This is a genomic window from Streptomyces sp. (assembly GCF_035644915.1).
Classification (GTDB): Bacteria; Actinomycetota; Actinomycetes; order Streptomycetales; family Streptomycetaceae; genus Streptomyces.
Window position 1 is genome coordinate 40,565 of sequence record NZ_DASQNP010000054.1, and the last position, 16,385, is coordinate 56,949.

Consider the following 16,385-nt stretch of genomic DNA (forward strand, 5'->3'; position numbering starts at 1 on the left):
TCCGCCCGTGACACCCACCGCCACCGCCCCCCGCGAGCAGGCGCCGGCGGGCCGCACCGGCCGGCGGCCCGCCGGCGGGGAGGACCGCCCCCGCCGGACGGGCCTTCCCGGCCGGCTGCGCCGCGCCGGCCTGCCCTACCTGCTCCTGCTCCCGGCCCTGGTCCTCGAACTGCTCGTCCACCTGGTGCCGATGGTCGTCGGCACGGCGATGAGCTTCAAGGAACTGACCCAGTTCCACATCCGCAACTGGGGCGCCGCGCCCTGGTCCGGACTCGGCAACTACGACGTCGCCGTGGACTTCGACGCGCCCGTCGGCCAGGCCCTGCTCCACTCCTTCCTCGTCACCTGCCAGTTCACCGTGCTGTCCGTCGGCCTGTGCTGGCTGATCGGCACCGCGGCCGCCGTCTTCCTCCAGGAGAACTTCCGCGGCCGGGGCCTGCTGCGCACCCTCTTCCTGGTGCCGTACGCGCTGCCGGTCTACGCCGCCGTCATCACCTGGGCGTTCATGTTCCAGCGGGACAACGGCCTGGTGAACCACGTCCTGCACGACCAGCTCGGCCTCACCGGCACCCCGCCGTTCTGGCTGATCGGCGACAACAGCTTCATCGCCCTGCTCACCGTCTCCGTCTGGAAGGGCTGGCCGTTCGCCTTCCTCATCGTGATGGCCGGCCTGCAGAACATCCCCCGGGAGCTGTACGAGGCCGCCGCGATCGACGGGGCCGGGACGTGGCAGCAGATCCGCCGGATCACCCTGCCGTCCCTGCGCCCGGTCAACCAGGTCCTCGTCCTCGTGCTGTTCCTGTGGACGTTCAACGACTTCAACACGCCCTACGTGCTGTTCGGCAAGTCGGCACCGGAGGCCGCGGACCTGGTCTCGGTCCACATCTACCAGTCCTCGTTCGTCACCTGGAACTTCGGCACCGGAGCGGCCATGTCCGTCCTGCTCCTGCTGTTCCTGCTGGCCGTGACGGGGATCTACCTCCTGGCCACCTCACGGGGAAGGAAGACGGCCGATGTCTAGCGCCCGCGCCGCGGCGACGCCCGCCCGGCGGCCGCCGACCGCACCGCCGCGCTCCTTCCTCTGGGCGCGCCGGATCTTCCTCACCCTGCTGACCGGCTTCGTCCTGCTGCCGGTGTACGTGATGGTCTCCAGCTCGCTGAAGCCGCTGGAGGACGTCTCGGGAGCGTTCCAGTGGCTGCCGAGCGGCCTCACCGTCCGCCCGTACCTCGACATCTGGAACACCGTCCCGCTCGCCCGCTACTTCGTGAACTCCCTGGTCGTGGCGGGCGCCGCGACGGTCTGCTCGGTCGTCATCGCCGTCTTCGCCGCCTACGCGGTGAGTCGGCACCGCTTCCGCGGCAGGCGGGTCTTCACGGTGACGGTGCTCTCGACGCAGATGTTCCCCGGCATCCTCTTCCTGCTGCCGCTCTTCCTCCTCTACGTCAACATCGGCAACGCCACCGGGATCGCCCTGTTCGGCTCGCGCGGCGGTCTGATCCTGACCTACCTCACCTTCTCCCTGCCCTTCTCCATCTGGATGCTGATCGGCTACTTCGACTCCATACCGCGCGATCTGGACGAGGCCGCCAAGGTGGACGGCTGCGGGCCGCTCGGCGCGCTCCTGCGGATCGTCGTCCCCGCCGCGGTCCCCGGCATCGTGGCCGTCTCCGTCTACGCCTTCATGACCGCCTGGGGCGAGGTGCTCTTCGCGTCCGTGATGACCAACGACACCACCCGCACCCTCTCCGTCGGCCTGCAGGGATACGCCACGCAGAACGACGTCTACTGGAACCAGGTCATGGCCGCCTCGCTCGTCGTCAGCGTGCCGGTCGTCGCCGGGTTCCTCCTCCTGCAGCGCTACCTGGTCGCCGGCCTCACCGCCGGAGCCGTCAAGTGAACCCAGCCGAAAGGACCTCCATGACCGAGCCGATCGACCTCGCCGCCCTGCCCGAGGACTTCGCGTGGGGCGTGGCCACCTCGGCGTACCAGATCGAGGGGGCCGTCGCCGAGGACGGACGCTCACCCTCCATCTGGGACACCTTCTGCCGCGTCCCCGGCGCGGTCGCGGGCGGCGACACCGGGGACGTCGCCTGCGACCACTACCACCGCTGGCGCGAGGACGTCGCCCTGATGAAAGAGCTGGGAGTCACCGCGTACCGCTTCTCCATCGCCTGGCCGCGCGTCGTGCCCGGCGGCGACGGACCGGCCAACCGGGCCGGGATCGACTTCTACGACCGGCTCGTCGACGCCCTGCTGGAGGCGGGCATCACCCCCTCGGCCACCCTCTACCACTGGGACCTGCCGCAGACCCTCCAGGACCGCGGCGGCTGGCCCGTCCGCGACACCGCGCAGCACCTGGCGTCGTACGCCTCCGTCGCGGCGTCCGCCCTCGGCGACCGCGTCCGCCATTGGGCTACCCTCAACGAGCCGCTGTGCTCCGCGTGGATCGGCCACCTGGAGGGGCGGATGGCACCGGGCCTGACCGACGTCACCGCCGCCGTCCGCGCCTCGTACCACCTGCTCCTGGGCCACGGCCTGGCCGCCCAGGCGATCCGCGCCGCCGCGCCCGGGGCCGAGGTCGGCATCGTCAACAACCTCAGCACCGTCGAGCCCGCCACGCCCTGCGAGGCCGACGTCGCCGCCGCCCGCCGCGCGGACGGGCACACCAACCGCTGGTGGCTCGACCCCGTCCACGGCCGCGGCTTCCCCGCCGACATGCTGGAGGTCTACGGGGTGGACCTGCCCGAACGCCCCGGCGACCGCGAAGTGATCGCCCAGCCCCTGGACTGGCTGGGGCTCAACTACTACTTCCCCCTCGTCGTCGCCGACGACCCCGCCGGACCGCCGCCGTTCACCCGGCAGACGGGCCGCCCCCGGGGCCGCCGGACGGGCATGGACTGGGACATCGACGCCGACGGCATCGAGAGCCTGCTGCTGCGGCTGACCGACGAGTACGGCGCCCGCAGGCTCTACGTCACCGAGAACGGCTCCGCCTACCCCGACACCGTCGGGCCCGACGGCACCGTCGACGACCCCGAGCGCGTCCGGTACCTGGAGGAGCACCTGGCGGCCTGCGCCCGCGCCGTGCGCAAGGGGGCGCCGCTGGCCGGCTACTTCGCCTGGTCGCTGCTGGACAACTTCGAGTGGGCCTACGGCTACGACAAGCGCTTCGGCCTCGTCCACGTCGACTACCGGACCCAGAAGCGCACCGTGAAGAACAGCGGCAGGCGGTACGCGGACATCATCCGCACCCACCGCCCCGCGCCCCGCGCGGCCTGACCCGCGCGGCCCACCACGCCTCCGGCCCCGCGTGCCCCGTGACGGGACGCGGGGCCGGAGGACCACGGCGGACGCGGGCCGACGTACGGGGAACCCCGGAGATTGCAGGAGAGCGCTCTCCTGCCGGACCTCGGGGCGCCGGAGCCCGGTTGCCGGGCGGCCGGGGCGCGGCCCGCCGGGTCCGGTCCCGTCGCGGACGACCCGTTTCGCGCTGTGATCGCGGGCAACCAGGAAGAACCGGAGCGAAGGTAGCAAGGAGGCGAACATGGCCGACATGCCGACGCAGGAGCTGGACGAGCTCTGGGGCCGGTTCCACACGGTGGTGAACATGACCTCGCGCGAGCTGAGCGAGTGGCTCAGGACCCGGTCCGCGGGGCAGGAGACCGAGGAGCTGCCGGACCAGGCGGGCACGGAGAACGGCCGCCGGGTGCTGGAGATCCTGGGCAAGCGCCGCGTGGACCTCACCGACGACGACGTCCGCGTCATGCGCAAGGTCGTCGACACCGTCACCTCCGAGCGGGGCGCCGATCTGGAGCCCACCGCGGGCCAGCCCAACTGGCGCCACCGGCTGATGACGCTGGGGCACGACCCGCTCAAGCCGGTCGGGTCGTAGGACGGCGCCCGCCGGGCCCGTCACCGCCGAGCCGCGGCGGCGGGCCGGCCGTGGCCCCCCGTCGCCCGTGCCCCGTGCGTCCGGCTCAGCGCCGGTAGAGCCCCTGGAGCGTGCCGTCGGCGAGCCGCCGGCCCTCCACCGCGGCGTGCACCTCGTCGGCGCTCGCGCCGTCGGGGAGGGAGACCGGCTCGGAGAGGGCGTAGAGGTGGAAGAGGTACCGGTGGGCCCGGTCGCCGGCCGGAGGGTGCGGCCCGCCCCAGCCCCGTTCCCCGAAGCCGTTGGCCAGGGGCGTTCCGCGCGGGGGAGCCTGCCCGGCGTCCAGGCCCCGGCACGCCGGGTCGATGCCGGTGACCAGCCAGTGGACGAAGGTCCCCGCCGGCGCGTCGGGGTCCTCGCACAGCAGGAGGAGTTCCGCCGTCTCCCCCGGCACGTCGGACCAGCTCAGCGGAGGGGAGATGTTGTCGCCCTCCCTCGCGTGGCGGCGCGGGATGAAGGCGCCGTCGCTGAACGAGGCGCTGTGGAGATCGATGTCGGCCATGCCACGAGTGGTACCCCGGCACGGCCCGACCGCGCGCGGAACAACACGTTTCGCCGATCGGCCGGACGCGGGAGGCACTCCTCCGGCGAGATCACTCCTCCGGTGAGGTCCCGCGCGCCCTTCACCTCTCACCTCTTTACGGGCTTCACCTCTTACGAGGCCCCGCCGCGGACGGCGTGCTCCGCGAGCGGCGCGTCCGGCAGTTCCTGCGCCTGTGCCTCCGCCACCCGGTGCGGTCCCGCCGCCTCGCGCCAGAGCGGCGCCTGCTCCTGGAGGTGCTTGATCATCACGCCCTCGCGCAGGGCCCAGGGGGAGAGGGTGACGGTGTCGATCTCCAGGCACCGCATGGCGGTGTGGGCGACCACGGCCCCGGCCAGGGACTGCCGGGCGCGGGCGGCGGAGATGCCGGGCAGGTCGGCGCGGGCCGCGGCGGGCAGGGCCGCGAGGGTCTCCACGGCCGCCTTGAGGTCCCCGCGGGTGATGCGGCGGGTGACGAAGGGGCCCTCCTTCCCCGGAGCGGCTCCGCACAGACGGGCCAGTTGCTGGAAGGTACGGGAGGTCGCCACGGCCGTGCGGGGGCTCTCCCAGCGGATCCGGGTCGCCACGTCCCGCAGGTCGTGGCGTACGCGGCGCCGCAGCTCCCGTACGGCCCGGGGCGGCGGAGGGTCCTCCGCCCCGAAGTACTCGCGGGTCATCCGGCCCGCGCCCAGGGGCAGCGAGGCCACGAAGTCGGGGGTCCTGCTGCGGCCGAAAGCCACCTCCATCGACCCGCCGCCGATGTCCAGCAGCACCATCGGGCCGGCCCGCCAGCCCATCCACTGGCGGGCCGCCAGGAACGTCAGCTCACCCTCCGTCATGCCCGACATGACGTAGAGGGGCACGCCCGTCTCGCTGCGGACGGTCTGCAGGACGTGGTGGCGGTTGGGCGCGTCCCGGATGATCGCGGTGCCGAAGGCGAAGGGGTTCCTGACCCCCCAGCGGCCGGCCTCGTCCTTCGCGCCGGAGACCGCCGCGACCAGGTCGTCCACCGCCTGTGCACCGAGGCGTCCGTCCGGCTCGATGTGCTCGGCCAACCGCAGCCTCCGCTTGGCCGTGTGCACCGGCAGCGGTACGTCGCCGTCGCAATCGGCGACGGCGAGCCGCACCGTGTTGGACCCCACATCCACAACCGCTAGACGCATGCGGCTCTTCTGCCCTGGCCCCCTCTTCCGCATTCCCGGGCGGGAAGCGTTCCGGCCACGCCGACCGGGCCGGGGAGCCGCGGCATGCCGAGGGCCGGCACCCAAAGGGTGCCGGCCCTCGCGTGGTGCGTGACGCCTCGCCTCCGGCGGGCGCCGTCCGCCGGGGCTCAGAGCGCCCGGACGCCGGTGGCCTGCGGGCCCTTCGGGCCCTGCACCACCTCGAACTCCACGCGCTGGTTCTCCTCCAGGCTGCGGAAGCCGCGGCCCTCGATCTCGGAGTAGTGCACGAAGACGTCCGGTCCGTCGGTGCGGGCGATGAAGCCGAAGCCCTTGTCCGCGTTGAACCACTTGACGGTTCCCTGGGTCATTTCCGCTCCTCACAGGGGTCGGTTGGTACGGAACCCGCACCGCGCGGGATCCGGGCCGGTTCTAGACGCGGCTTCTTTCAGATCCCTGAAGGAAAGCGACGCGCCCGCAACATCGTTCTTTGCGAGCGTGTGGACAACACGGACACACAAAAACTGCGACCAACCCGTACAACGCACCCCTTCCCGGTTTCATTCCCGCCCTGCCGGACGCCGTGCGGCGGGACGGGTCCGCGGGAAGCCGGACGCGGTCACGGAGCCGGCCGGGCCCCCCGGTCGTCCGGCGCGCGCCGCGGGCTGATGAGGAGGACGGCGGTGTCGTCGACGCGGGGCACGGACCGCCCGGCGTGGTGGAGGAGGTCGTCGGCGAGGGCGTGCACGGTGCGGTGTCCGGACCGTTCGAGGTGCCCGGCGAGGTCGGCGATCGCGTCCCCGAGGTCGACACCGGAGGACTCGACGAGCCCGTCGGTGTACAGGACGAGCACCGCGCCGGGCGGCAGGGGGACCTCGGTGGCCGGGTAGTCGGCCTCGGGGTCGATGCCGAGCAGGAGGCCGGGCGGCAGGTCGAGCACCTCGGCGCGTCCGTCGGGGTGGCGCAGGATCGGCGGCGGGTGGCCGGCGGTGGCCAGGTGGGCGCGGTGGTGCACCAGGTCGATGTGGACGTAGAGGCAACTGGTGAACAGCCCGGGGTCGAGGTCGGTGAGCAGGCGGTTGGTACGGGCGAGGACCTCGCCGGGGGGTGCGCCGGCGGTGGCGTGGACGGCGGTGCGCACCTGCCCCATCAGGGCGGCCGCGGTGACGTTGTGGCCCTGGACGTCGCCGATGGCGGCGGCGACCGCGGGGCCGAGGCGGATGAGGTCGTAGAAGTCACCGCCGATCTCCATGCCGTGGCTGGCGGGCAGGTAGCGGGAGGCCACGTCCAGGCCGGGCACGCGGGGCAGGGTGCGGGGCAGCAGGCCGGCCTGCAGACGGCGGGCGAGCTGGTGCTTGGTGTCGTACAGGCGCGCGCGGTCCAGGGCCTGGGCGATCAGCCCCGCGATGGAGGTGAGGAGGGCGCGTTCTTCCGGGGGGAAGGGGTGCGGCTGGTCGTAGGCCAGGATCAGCGAGCCGACGGGGCGGCCGGAGGCGGTCAGGGGGAGGACGGCCCAGGCCGCCTTCCGCACCAGCGCCGGTATGCCGGGGTAGATCCGCTCCAGCTCCTCGGGGGAGGCGTAGAAGGACGGATCGGTGATCATGGTCCGGATGGCCGGGCTCGGGGAGGTCGACAGGCGTATGCCGTCGAAGCGGTTCACGACCTCCGCCTCGTAGCCGCGGTGCCCGACGACCCGCAGTCGGTCGTCCTCGGTGACGAACAGCAGCAGTGCCTGGGCCCCGAAGGCGGGCAGGAGCTGGTCGGTGACCTGTTCGACCACGTCTCGCGTTCCGACGGCCTCGGTGAGCGTGGCGGCCAGGTGCGTCAGGTGGTAGAGCGCGCTCGCCCGGCCCGGTGTGGCGGGGGGCGGGGGGTGCGGCTGGTCGGCGGGGTCGGTGGCGTCCGGGGCCTCGGGGACCCTGGCCGGGGTGATGCGGACGCTGATGCCCGAGGGGTCCGGGTAGAGCTGGAAGGAGAACCACCGGTCCGGGGGGCGCCGGGCGATGAAGGACGTGGGCTGCTGACCGACCACCGCGGCCCGGTAGCGGTCCTCGACGATGGGACTGTTCAGCCAGGGCAGTACCTGCCAGGGCAGGGCGCCGAGCAACTCGGCCGGCTCGATTCCCAGGAAGCCGGCGGCGGTGGTGTCGGCGAAGGTGATCCGGCCGTCCGGGGCCATCGCGCAACAGCCTTCGGGCAGGCGCTCGGCGAAGTCGGCCGCGGCCAGCGCCTCGTCCGGCCCGGGCGTGCGGGTGCGGGGCCGCGCCACCGCCCGTGGGTGGGGTCCGGGCAGTACCGGGTGGCCGCTGTCGGCGGCCTGCCGCAGCAGCAGGCCCATGCGGTGGCAGGCATCGTTGATCAGGTCGCGTTCGTGCGGGCTCGGCCGCGACGGATGCGACCCGGGCCACAGCAGCACCAGCGCGCCCCAGGCGGTGGCGCCGGTGGTGACCGGGGCGGCGGCCAGCACGAAGGGGTAGGGGAGTACGAGCGCTGGCCGCGGGTAGCGGCGCGCCATCTCCTCCTGGCCGCCGAGCCACACCAGGTGCCGCTCGCGCACGGCGTCGGCCACCGGGATCGGCGCTGTCAGTGGCACCCGGCTCCACGGTGCGACGAGTTCGGGGGGAGTGTCGGCCACCAGCGCCAGCCGCAGCACCTTCTCGCCCGGCGGCAGCAGGTAGACCATGCCGGCGGTGGCACCGGTCTCCTGCACGACCCGCAGCAGGGCGGGAACCAGGGGCTGCGTGCCGGAGCCCGCGTCGGGACCGAGAGCGGTGGGATCCCGCACGCCCTCAGCCCTTCCCCGTGGTGGCCGGCACGGACGCCCGTCGGTGGGCCGGGCGGAGGGGCCGCCGGTCGTGTTCGGTCGGCCCCAGCGGGGATGCGCCGCACCGGCCACGCGCAAAAATGCCCATATGGTGATAATAAGGTGATCCTTCTGTGGTGACATCCATGGTCGGCACCGCAGGGCCCGCGCGGACCGGCCGGGTACGGGCCGGGCGGCGGGCGCGACCGGTACCGCGGGGAGACCACCTCCGCGACCCCGGTCCCGGCCGGCGGCCGGTGCGGACGGACCCCGGTGACCCCGCACCGTGCCGACCGGTTGCGGACTCCCCGCGGACACCGAAGGATGAAGCCGTGGCCGGAGAGACGGAGCCGGACGAACGGCTCGGGCGCGATGAGCGCTCCTGCGTCCTTCCGGCTTCCGCCGAGCGCAGGGAGATGGCGCCGTGAACTCGTTCTCGCCCGGTTTCCGAGGGCGCACCCACCGCTTCGAGGGCCGCCTGCCGCCCGGCCAGTACCCCACGGAGTCCTTCCCGGTGCTCTCGGCCGGTCCCACCCCCCGCGTCCCCACCGAGGCCTGGACCTTCACCGTGACCACCGAGGACGGCCGTGCCCGCGCCTGGACGTGGGACGAGATGATGGCGCTGCCCCAGCAGGAGCCGACGGTCGACATCCACTGCGTGACCCGCTGGTCGAAGTTCGACACCCGGTGGCGCGGGGTGTCGGTGGACACCTTCCTGGAGGACGTCGAGACGGCGGCGGAGTACGCCGTCGCCGAGTGCTACGGCGGCTACACCACCAACGTGCCGCTGGAGGAGCTCCTGGACGGAAAGGCGTGGGTGGTGCACGAGTACGACGGCCATCCGCTCCCGCCGGAGCACGGCGGCCCCGCCCGGCTGCTCGTGCCGCACCTGTACTTCTGGAAGTCGGCCAAGTGGGTGCGGGGGCTGCGGCTCGAACTCCAGGACGAGCCGGGCTTCTGGGAGGCGGCTGGCTACCACAACCACGGCGACCCCTGGCGCGAAGAGCGCAACTGGGGCGACTGACCGTGTCCCCGCTCTGGCGCAGGGCCCGGCTGGTCGAGCGGTACCCGCAGACCGCCACCGCGCGCACGCTGCTGTTCACCGTCCCGGACTGGCCCGGGCACCTGGCCGGGCAGCACGTCGACGTGCGGCTGACCGCCGACGACGGGTACCAGGCCGTGCGCAGCTACTCGCTGGCGGCGCCGGAGGACGGCGAGCGCATCGAGCTGGGAGTGCAGCCGATGCCCGGGGGAGAGGTGTCGACGTACCTGGCCGGCGAACTGCCGGTGGGCGCCGAGGTGGAGGTCCGGGGGCCGCTGGGCCGCTGGTTCGTGTGGCGGCCCGAGCAGCCCGGACCGGTCCTGCTGGCGGCGGGCGGATCGGGAGTTGTCCCGTTGGTGGCGATGGTCCGGGCCCATCGTGCGGCGGGCTCCCGCGCCCCCTTCCGGCTGCTGTACTCGGTGCGCGGCCCCGAGGAGCTCTGGTACCGGGACGAGCTCGCCGACGGGGCGCCGAACCTGACCGTCCGCACCGTGTACACCCGGTCGGCGCCCCCCGGCGATCCGCGCCCGCCCGGCCGGGTCGGTCCCGCGGACCTGCGCGAGCTGGCGGGGGCCGCCCCGCCGGACGGTCCCGCGTACGTCTGTGGCCCCACCGGCTTCGTCGAACACGTCAGCGACCTGCTGATCGACGCGGGGCACCACCCCGCCGCGATCCGCACCGAACGCTTCGGCTGACCGCGGCCGGACCGTCACCGGAACCCCAGGAGGCAGCCATGCAGACCGAACCCGCCCACCGTGACGGCAACTGCCTGGCCGGGCCGCTCTCGGAGCTCCTCGCCGTCGAGCCGACCACCGCCTGGTGGCGCTGCCCCGACTGCGGGCTGTCGGGACCGCTGGCCGGCCTGCACGTGTACGGGCCCGAACCCGGCCTGACGGCGCGCTGCCCCGGCTGCGCCAGGGTCGCCCTGCGGCTCGTCAGGCGGGACGACCAGGTCTGGCTGACGCTCGGCGGTGCCGCCGGTGCGTTCCGCTTCCGGGTGCCGTCGTGACCGCCCCGCCCGTGTCCGCCGCGTTCCGGGGAGCGCGGGGACCGCAGGGGCCGGGCGCAGGCGTCTCCCGGCCGGCGCTCAGAGGCCGAACTCCGCGGGGGAGAGGCCCAGCGCGGTGCAGGCCTCCCGGATGACGTGCTGCTCGGCCTGCGCGAAGTAACCGTCGGCGCCGGCGATGACGATGCCGGTCTGGATCACCGCCCGGGCCTCCGTCGGCTTCCGGGCGACCTTGGCGATCTCCTGCATCGCCTCCGCCCTGCCCGTCCGGAAATCGGCCATCAGGCGGTCCACGTGCGTGTTGAACCGCCGGCGCAACTGGTCGGCCGGGAAGTTCCGCAGGACGTCGTTGTCGACGATCATCGATTCCATGCGCTGCCGCTCGGCCGCGTCCACGTGCCCGTCCGCGGCGGCCACCAGTGCGCACATCGCCATGCTCGCGTCCCGGTAGGCGCCGCTCTTCAACTCGGCCCGTGCCGAGCTGAGCTGGGACTTCAGCAGGCTCACCAACTGGGCGCGCGACCCCGCGCCGGGCCCCGCGCCGGGCTGCGGGCCGGGCTGCGGGCCATGGCCCTGCCCGTCCGCTCCCTGCGCGCCCCGGGACTGCTGGAGGCTCTTGGCCTGGTCCTTGATCCGATCCCACATCGCCACTGGCGCCACCTCGGCTTCGGCTGCTGCCCGTCTCGTCACGGCCGTCCGCGCGGCTCCGCGGACTGCCGGGCCAACGAACGGAGGGCGTGCCCCTGTTCCACGGACTGTAGCCGCTCTGCAGCCGCCGTGCCGAGGCCGGGGTCAGGTGGGCCGGCCGCGTTCGGTCCGGGCCTCGATGGCGCGGAGGACGGCCACCATGTCGGACCGGCCGTGCCCCTGTTCCACGGTCTCGCCGAAGAGGGCGTGGCAGACGTCCAGCAGGGGCGAGGCCAGACCGGCCGCCCTGGCCGCCTCGGCGATCAGCCGGTTGTTCTTCAGCACGTCCGAGGCGGCGGCCTGGACGGCGAAGTCACGGGCGAGCAGCTTGGGGGCCTTCATCCGGGAGACGCCGCTGGCCATCGGGCCGGCGTCGAGCACGGCCAGGAACTGCCGCCGGTCCAGCCCGTGCCGGTCGGCGAAGTGGAACGCCTCGGTGAGGCCGGTGACCATGGTGATCAGGAACAGGTTCACCGAGAGCTTCATCAGCAGCGCGTCCGGGACCGCTCCGCAGACGAACGTCTCCCGGCACATCGGCGCCAGCAGTGGACGGACCGCCTCCACCGCCTCCCGCTCCCCGGCCAGCATCGCCACGAGCTGCCCGGCTTCCGCGGGCTTGCGCGAGCCGGACACGGGAGCCTCGACGTAGGTGCCCCCGGCCGCGCGGACATCGGCATCGAGGCCGCGCGAGTAGCCGGGCGACGTCGTGCCCATGTGGACGATCGTGCGCCGCGCGACGCGCGCGGCGAACTCCGGCGTGCCGCGGCCCAGGGCCGAGTCGGTCGCGGCGTCGTCGGCCAGCATGAGGAACACCACGCGGGCCCGCCGGAAGACCTCGGCAGGGCTCGACGCCACCGTCGCGCCGGCCGCGCGCAGCGGCTCGCTCCTGGCGGCGGTGCGGTTCCAGACCACGAGCGGCGTCCCGGCCCGGGCCAGGTTGAGCGCCATGGGCTGCCCCATGACGCCGAGGCCGATGAAACCCACGTCCACCACGCACCGCCGTCTCCGGCCGGTGCCCTCGCGGAGCCGCCGGCCTCGCCGATTATGACAGCCGTCATAGTAGTGGGCCTTATGACGGTCGTCATAGCGGGTGGGCGCGGCAGTTCGCGGCCGGGGCCGCACGGCGGGGCGCAGGGGAGCGCCTCCCGCGGCGGGGACAGCGCCGACCGGCCTCTATAAGCTGGTCAGGCCCGTGAGGCGAGGATCGTTCGCCCGGTGTGCCAGTCGGTGGGAGGTCGGTGATGGCGGTTTCCGAGCGGGGACCGCGCGAGCGGATGGTCTTCAGCGCGGCCCAGCTCATCCGGCGCCGGGGGGTCACCGCGACGGGGATGCGGGACGTCGCCGCACACGCGGGGGCACCGCGGGGGTCGCTCCAGCACTACTTCCCCGGGGGCAAGGAGCAGCTCGTCAACGAGGCCGTGGCCTGGGCCGGCCGCTACGCCGGGAAGCGCGTCGCCCGGTTCCTCGCCGGGATGTCCGAGCCGTCGCCGAGCCGCCTGTTCGCCGCGATGGTGCGCCAGTGGACCGACGAGTTGCAGACGGCCGGCTTCCTGCCGGGCTGCCCCGTCGCCGCGGCGACGGTGGACTGGGCGGAGGCCACCGAATCCACCAGGGACGCGGCCGCCGCCGCGTTCGACGGCTGGCGGCGGCCGGTCGCCCGGGCGCTGACGGAGATGGGCGTGCCGGCCGAGCGGGCGGAGTCGCTCGCGACGCTCATGATCAGTGCGCTGGAGGGGGCGATCCTGATCGCCCGGGCCGAGCGGGACGTGCGCGCCCTGACGACCGTGGCCCGGGAACTCGGGCCCCTCCTGGACGGCGGCGTCGCCCGGCGGGACTGACGCCCCGCGGGACCGGCGTCCCGCCGCCGCACGTGCCCGCCGCGGTGGCGGCGGGCACGGTGCGGGCCCCGGCGTCCTACGGGTGCCCGTACCCGCATGACGCCCGGTCAGAAGTCGTCGGCCGTGCGCATCCGGTCGCGGATCCACACCCCGGCCTCCTTGAGCACCGAGGTGCCGCTCCAGGTGGAGTCGGCGGCGCAGGTGCCCTCCCGGAAGACGGCGCCGGAGCGGTGGTCGTCGGAGAAGTTCCAGTTGACCCAGCCGATCTTCTTCTGGGCCATCAGGTCCAGGTACCGCTGCGCCATGGCGAAGTCGTTGGGGCCCTCGCCGGCGTAGTCCTGCGTGCCGAACTCGGTGACGAACACCGGCAGGCGGTCGGCCGCCCGGGAGAGGGTGGCCAGGTACGCGTCGCGGTGCGAGGCGGCGTAGAAGTGGAACGTGTACATGATGTTGGAGGCGCGGACGGGGTTGTTGACCACTTCCTGTTCGTCCGCGCCGTCGGAGACGCCGAGCGAGGACCAGGCGCGGGTGCCGACCAGCACGACGCCGTCGGCGTCGTGCGCCCGGATGACCGGGATGACCTGCTCCGCGTAGTCCTTGATGCGGGACCAGCTCACGCCGTTCGGCTCGTTGGCGATCTCGTAGAGGACGTTGGGCTTGGCCTGGTGCCGCTGCGCGATCTCGGTGAAGAAGGTTCTGGCGCGGTCGAGGTTGTGGTGCGGGTCGCCGGGGCTGAGCATGTGCCAGTCGACGATCACGTACATGCCGCGGGCGGTGGCCTGCTCGATGAACCGGTGGACGAGGTCGGTGAACTTGCGGGGGTCGGTCTCGTAGCCGCCCTCCTGGACGTAGGTGGACACGCGCAGCACGTCCGCGCGCCAGTCCGTGGCCAGGGCGTCCAGGGAGCGGTCGGTGATGCAGTGGGCGTACCACTGGGTGCCGTGGGTGCTCATGCCGCGCAGTTGGACGGCCTTGCCGTGGCTGTTGCAGAGCTTGGTGCCGCAGACCGACAGCCTGCCGTTGGCGGCGACCGGCGATCCGGCCGGCGCGGCGGCCGGGCCGGTGCCGGACCCCGGGGCGCGGTCGGGGGCCGCCGTCGCGGTGGGGGAGAGGGCGAGGAGGCCGCCGAGGAGGGCGCTGGAGGTGAGCGCCGCCGCGGCGGCGAGCAGGGATCTGGTGCGGGATCGCGGAGACGCGGACATCGCTGACTGCTCCTTGGCCGAGCGTTGTGGGGGAGTGCTTCGGTCAGGCAGCAGAAAATCGTTAGGAGTGTTTCCTGTCAATAGGGTCGGACGGAGAGCGGCAGTTGACAAACCCTGTTGCCGATCCTGCAATGAGGGGATGGAAGACGTGCTCGCCGCCGTCGGACCGAGGCTCCGGCGCATCCGCAAGGAGCGCGGGTCCACCCTCGCCGCCCTGTCGAAGACCACCGGGATCTCGGTCAGCACGCTGTCCCGGCTGGAGTCCGGGCAGCGCAGGCCCAGCCTGGAACTGCTGCTGCCGATCGCGCGCGCCTACCAGGTGCCCCTGGACGAACTGGTCGGCGCACCGCCGGTCGGCGATCCGCGGGTGCGGCTGAAGCCCTTCAGGCGCGGGGACTCGACGGTGGTTCCGCTGACCCAGCAGCCCGGCGGACTCCAGGCGTTCAAGATGGTCATCGACGCCACCCGCAGCACCCCCGAGCCGCGGACGCACGAGGGCTACGAGTGGCTGTACGTGCTCGGCGGGAAGCTGCGGCTGGTACTGGCCGAGCACGACATCGTGCTCACGACGGGGGAGGTGGCCGAGTTCGACACCCGGCTGCCCCACTGGTTCGGCAGCACCGGTGAGGCGCCGGTGGAGATCCTCAGCCTGTTCGGGCCGCAGGGCGAGCGCATGCACGTCCGCGCGAAGCCCCGCGGCAGGTGACCGGCCCCCCGTGCCGCCCGTCCCCGGCCGCCGCGCGGCGGCCGGGGACGGGAAGCCGGGTTCGCCGGGTTCACCGACCCGGCGCCTGGGACTCCCGGACCGGTGGCTTCTTCCGCAGGGGGACGCCCAGCAGGTTGAGGGCGTTGATCAGCGCCACCTGGGCGACCAGGTTGCCGAGTTCCGCCTCGGGGAAGTGCTTGCGCAGCGTCTCCCACAGCTCGTCACCGACGTGCTCGCGGCGGGTGACCGCCTCGGTGTACGCCAGGGCGGCCCGCTCGCGTTCGTCGAACAGCTCCGACTCCTGCCACACCACCAACTGGTCCAGCCTGTCCTGGCGCTCGCCGAGCCGGCGTGCCTCCCGCGTGTGCAGGTCCACGCAGAAGACGCATCCGTTGAGCTGCGAGGCCCGGATCTTCACCAGCTCCCGCACCGTCGCGTCCAGCGGTCCTCTGCGGAGCGCGGCGTCGGTCTGGAGGAAGCCCTGGTAGGCCTCGGGGGCGGTTCGGTCGAGGTCCATGCGTGCCATCGTGGTGCTCCTTGCGTTCCCGTCTTCGTTCCCCTTGAGGGGGCGTCACCAGGGAGACGAGGAGGCCCGCCCGGTTGTGACGGCCCGAAGGCCGCGGAACTTCTCCGGGTTGAGCACCCGGTGGTAGGCGGTGATCCTGCCGTCGGCGATCTGCACGGTGTCGACGGAGTGGACGCGGCCCTCCCGGTGGAGGAGGAGGGCGGGCTCGCCGCCGACCTCGACGAGGTCGATGCGGTCCGCCCGCCACCGGCGGCTCACCCGCACCATCACCTCGGCGACGCGCGGGCCGCCGACGATGGGCTTGCGGGCGGCCACCACCTTGCCGCCGCCGTCGGTGACGTAGACCGCCTCCGGATGCAGCAGCGCGATCAGACCGTCGAGGTCCCCCTGCTCGTACGCGGCCCGGAACGCCCTGAGGACGCGTTCCCGCTCGGACCGGGACGCCCGCGGCAGGGACGACCTCGCCCGGGCCACCCGGCGCCGGGCCCGCGAGGCCAACTGGCGCGCGGCCGCCGGCGAGCACCCCAGCACCTCGGTGATCCGGCCGTACTCCAGGCCGAAGACGTCGTGGAGGACGAAGGCGACCCGCTCCGGCGGCTTCAGCTCCTCCATCACCAGCAGCATCGCCGAGCCGACCGACTCGTCCACCAGCACCGGCTCCGACGCGTCCGGTCCGGTCAGCAGCGGCTCGGGCAGCCAGGGGCCCACGTAGGACTCGCGCCGCGCCCGTGCCGACCTGAGGATGTCGTACGCCCGCCGCGCGGCCACCGTGACCAGCCAGGCGCGCAGGTCCGTCACCTCGCGCAGATCCGCTCCGGCCGCCCGCAGCCACACGTCCTGGGTCACGTCCTCGGCGTCGGCCACGCTCCCGAGCAGCCGGTACGCCACCCCGAAGACCGCGGGGCGGTGCTCCTCCCACTCGGCCGGTCCGGGAACACGCGCCCCATCCATGGCATGGCCTCCTCG

At 73.5% G+C, this 16,385-nt stretch carries 18 protein-coding genes; 9 read left to right on the top strand and 9 right to left on the bottom strand.

From position 1 onward, the window contains the following. The first annotated feature begins 7 nt into the window (after window positions 1–7). The 4 genes from VE546_RS05700 (at window position 8) to VE546_RS05715 (ending at window position 3,893) form a co-directional block, all read left to right on the top strand. Window positions 8–1,021 (top strand): sugar ABC transporter permease, encoded by a 1,014-nt coding sequence (locus VE546_RS05700; RefSeq protein WP_324919202.1) that lies wholly within the window; start codon window positions 8–10, stop codon window positions 1,019–1,021. Further along, on the top strand, window positions 1,014–1,898 hold the full coding sequence (locus VE546_RS05705) for a carbohydrate ABC transporter permease (protein WP_324919204.1): 885 nt from the start codon (window positions 1,014–1,016) through the stop codon (window positions 1,896–1,898). Before VE546_RS05700 ends, VE546_RS05705 begins: the two co-directional genes overlap by 8 nt. A 20-nt stretch (window positions 1,899–1,918) precedes the next feature. Beyond that, a complete protein-coding gene (locus VE546_RS05710; protein WP_324919205.1) occupies window positions 1,919–3,280 on the top strand; it encodes a GH1 family beta-glucosidase in 1,362 nt (453 codons plus the stop codon). 265 nt (window positions 3,281–3,545) lie between these two features. Then, window positions 3,546–3,893, top strand: a complete 348-nt coding sequence (locus VE546_RS05715) for a DUF3140 domain-containing protein (RefSeq protein WP_324919207.1) — start codon at window positions 3,546–3,548, stop codon at window positions 3,891–3,893. 85 nt (window positions 3,894–3,978) lie between these two features. On the opposite strand, the gene VE546_RS05720 is transcribed toward VE546_RS05715, so the two are convergent. The 4 genes from VE546_RS05720 to VE546_RS05735 all read right to left on the bottom strand — a co-directional run bounded on the left by VE546_RS05720 (window position 3,979) and on the right by VE546_RS05735 (window position 8,394). Then, window positions 3,979–4,431 carry a YbhB/YbcL family Raf kinase inhibitor-like protein gene (locus VE546_RS05720; RefSeq protein WP_324919208.1) on the bottom strand — a complete coding sequence of 151 codons (453 nt, stop codon included), beginning with the start codon at window positions 4,429–4,431 and terminating at the stop codon, window positions 3,979–3,981. A gap of 152 nt (window positions 4,432–4,583) precedes the next feature. Further along, the gene (locus VE546_RS05725; RefSeq protein ID WP_324919210.1) at window positions 4,584–5,612 is read right to left on the bottom strand and encodes a Ppx/GppA family phosphatase; all 1,029 of its coding nucleotides are present in this window, start codon (window positions 5,610–5,612) and stop codon (window positions 4,584–4,586) included. Between the two features lie 167 nt (window positions 5,613–5,779). Continuing rightward, complete coding sequence (locus tag VE546_RS05730) at window positions 5,780–5,980, bottom strand: cold-shock protein (RefSeq protein WP_324919212.1); 201 nt, start codon at window positions 5,978–5,980, stop codon at window positions 5,780–5,782. 248 nt (window positions 5,981–6,228) lie between these two features. Then, the gene (locus tag VE546_RS05735) at window positions 6,229–8,394 is read right to left on the bottom strand and encodes a SpoIIE family protein phosphatase (protein ID WP_324919214.1); all 2,166 of its coding nucleotides are present in this window, start codon (window positions 8,392–8,394) and stop codon (window positions 6,229–6,231) included. 442 nt (window positions 8,395–8,836) lie between these two features. On the opposite strand from VE546_RS05735, the gene VE546_RS05740 reads away from it, so the two are divergent. The 3 genes from VE546_RS05740 to VE546_RS05750 are packed head-to-tail and all read left to right on the top strand — an operon-like array spanning window position 8,837 to window position 10,463. Continuing rightward, window positions 8,837–9,436: a sulfite oxidase-like oxidoreductase gene (locus VE546_RS05740; protein ID WP_324919216.1), complete on the top strand. Its 600-nt coding sequence runs from the start codon at window positions 8,837–8,839 to the stop codon at window positions 9,434–9,436. Window positions 9,437–9,438: 2 nt separating this feature from the next. Further along, window positions 9,439–10,149, top strand: coding sequence for a ferredoxin reductase (locus VE546_RS05745; protein WP_324919218.1), 711 nt, complete (start codon window positions 9,439–9,441; stop codon window positions 10,147–10,149). 38 nt (window positions 10,150–10,187) lie between these two features. Continuing rightward, on the top strand, window positions 10,188–10,463 hold the full coding sequence (locus tag VE546_RS05750; RefSeq protein WP_324919220.1) for a DUF6510 family protein: 276 nt from the start codon (window positions 10,188–10,190) through the stop codon (window positions 10,461–10,463). A gap of 78 nt (window positions 10,464–10,541) precedes the next feature. Here the strand turns inward: VE546_RS05750 and VE546_RS05755 are convergent, their stop codons facing one another. After that, window positions 10,542–11,111, bottom strand: coding sequence for a tellurite resistance TerB family protein (locus VE546_RS05755; protein ID WP_324919222.1), 570 nt, complete (start codon window positions 11,109–11,111; stop codon window positions 10,542–10,544). A gap of 141 nt (window positions 11,112–11,252) precedes the next feature. Further along, window positions 11,253–12,137, bottom strand: a complete 885-nt coding sequence (locus VE546_RS05760) for an NAD(P)-dependent oxidoreductase (RefSeq protein WP_324919279.1) — start codon at window positions 12,135–12,137, stop codon at window positions 11,253–11,255. A 251-nt stretch (window positions 12,138–12,388) separates the two neighbouring features. On the opposite strand from VE546_RS05760, the gene VE546_RS05765 reads away from it, so the two are divergent. Beyond that, the gene (locus tag VE546_RS05765) at window positions 12,389–12,985 is read left to right on the top strand and encodes a TetR/AcrR family transcriptional regulator (RefSeq protein WP_324919224.1); all 597 of its coding nucleotides are present in this window, start codon (window positions 12,389–12,391) and stop codon (window positions 12,983–12,985) included. A 107-nt stretch (window positions 12,986–13,092) separates the two neighbouring features. Here the strand turns inward: VE546_RS05765 and VE546_RS05770 are convergent, their stop codons facing one another. Then, the gene (locus tag VE546_RS05770) at window positions 13,093–14,187 is read right to left on the bottom strand and encodes a glycoside hydrolase family 5 protein (RefSeq protein ID WP_324919226.1); all 1,095 of its coding nucleotides are present in this window, start codon (window positions 14,185–14,187) and stop codon (window positions 13,093–13,095) included. 139 nt (window positions 14,188–14,326) lie between these two features. Here VE546_RS05770 and VE546_RS05775 point away from each other — a divergent pair, with 139 nt between their 5' ends. Beyond that, window positions 14,327–14,893 (top strand): XRE family transcriptional regulator, encoded by a 567-nt coding sequence (locus VE546_RS05775; RefSeq protein ID WP_324919228.1) that lies wholly within the window; start codon window positions 14,327–14,329, stop codon window positions 14,891–14,893. A gap of 70 nt (window positions 14,894–14,963) precedes the next feature. Here VE546_RS05775 and VE546_RS05780 read toward each other — a convergent pair whose 3' ends face one another. Together VE546_RS05780 and sigJ are read right to left on the bottom strand one after the other, a co-directional pair. Continuing rightward, complete coding sequence (locus tag VE546_RS05780) at window positions 14,964–15,410, bottom strand: carboxymuconolactone decarboxylase family protein (protein ID WP_324919230.1); 447 nt, start codon at window positions 15,408–15,410, stop codon at window positions 14,964–14,966. Window positions 15,411–15,464: 54 nt separating this feature from the next. Further along, window positions 15,465–16,370 (bottom strand): RNA polymerase sigma factor SigJ, encoded by a 906-nt coding sequence (sigJ, locus tag VE546_RS05785; RefSeq protein WP_324919232.1) that lies wholly within the window; start codon window positions 16,368–16,370, stop codon window positions 15,465–15,467. Window positions 16,371–16,385: the final 15 nt, after the last annotated feature.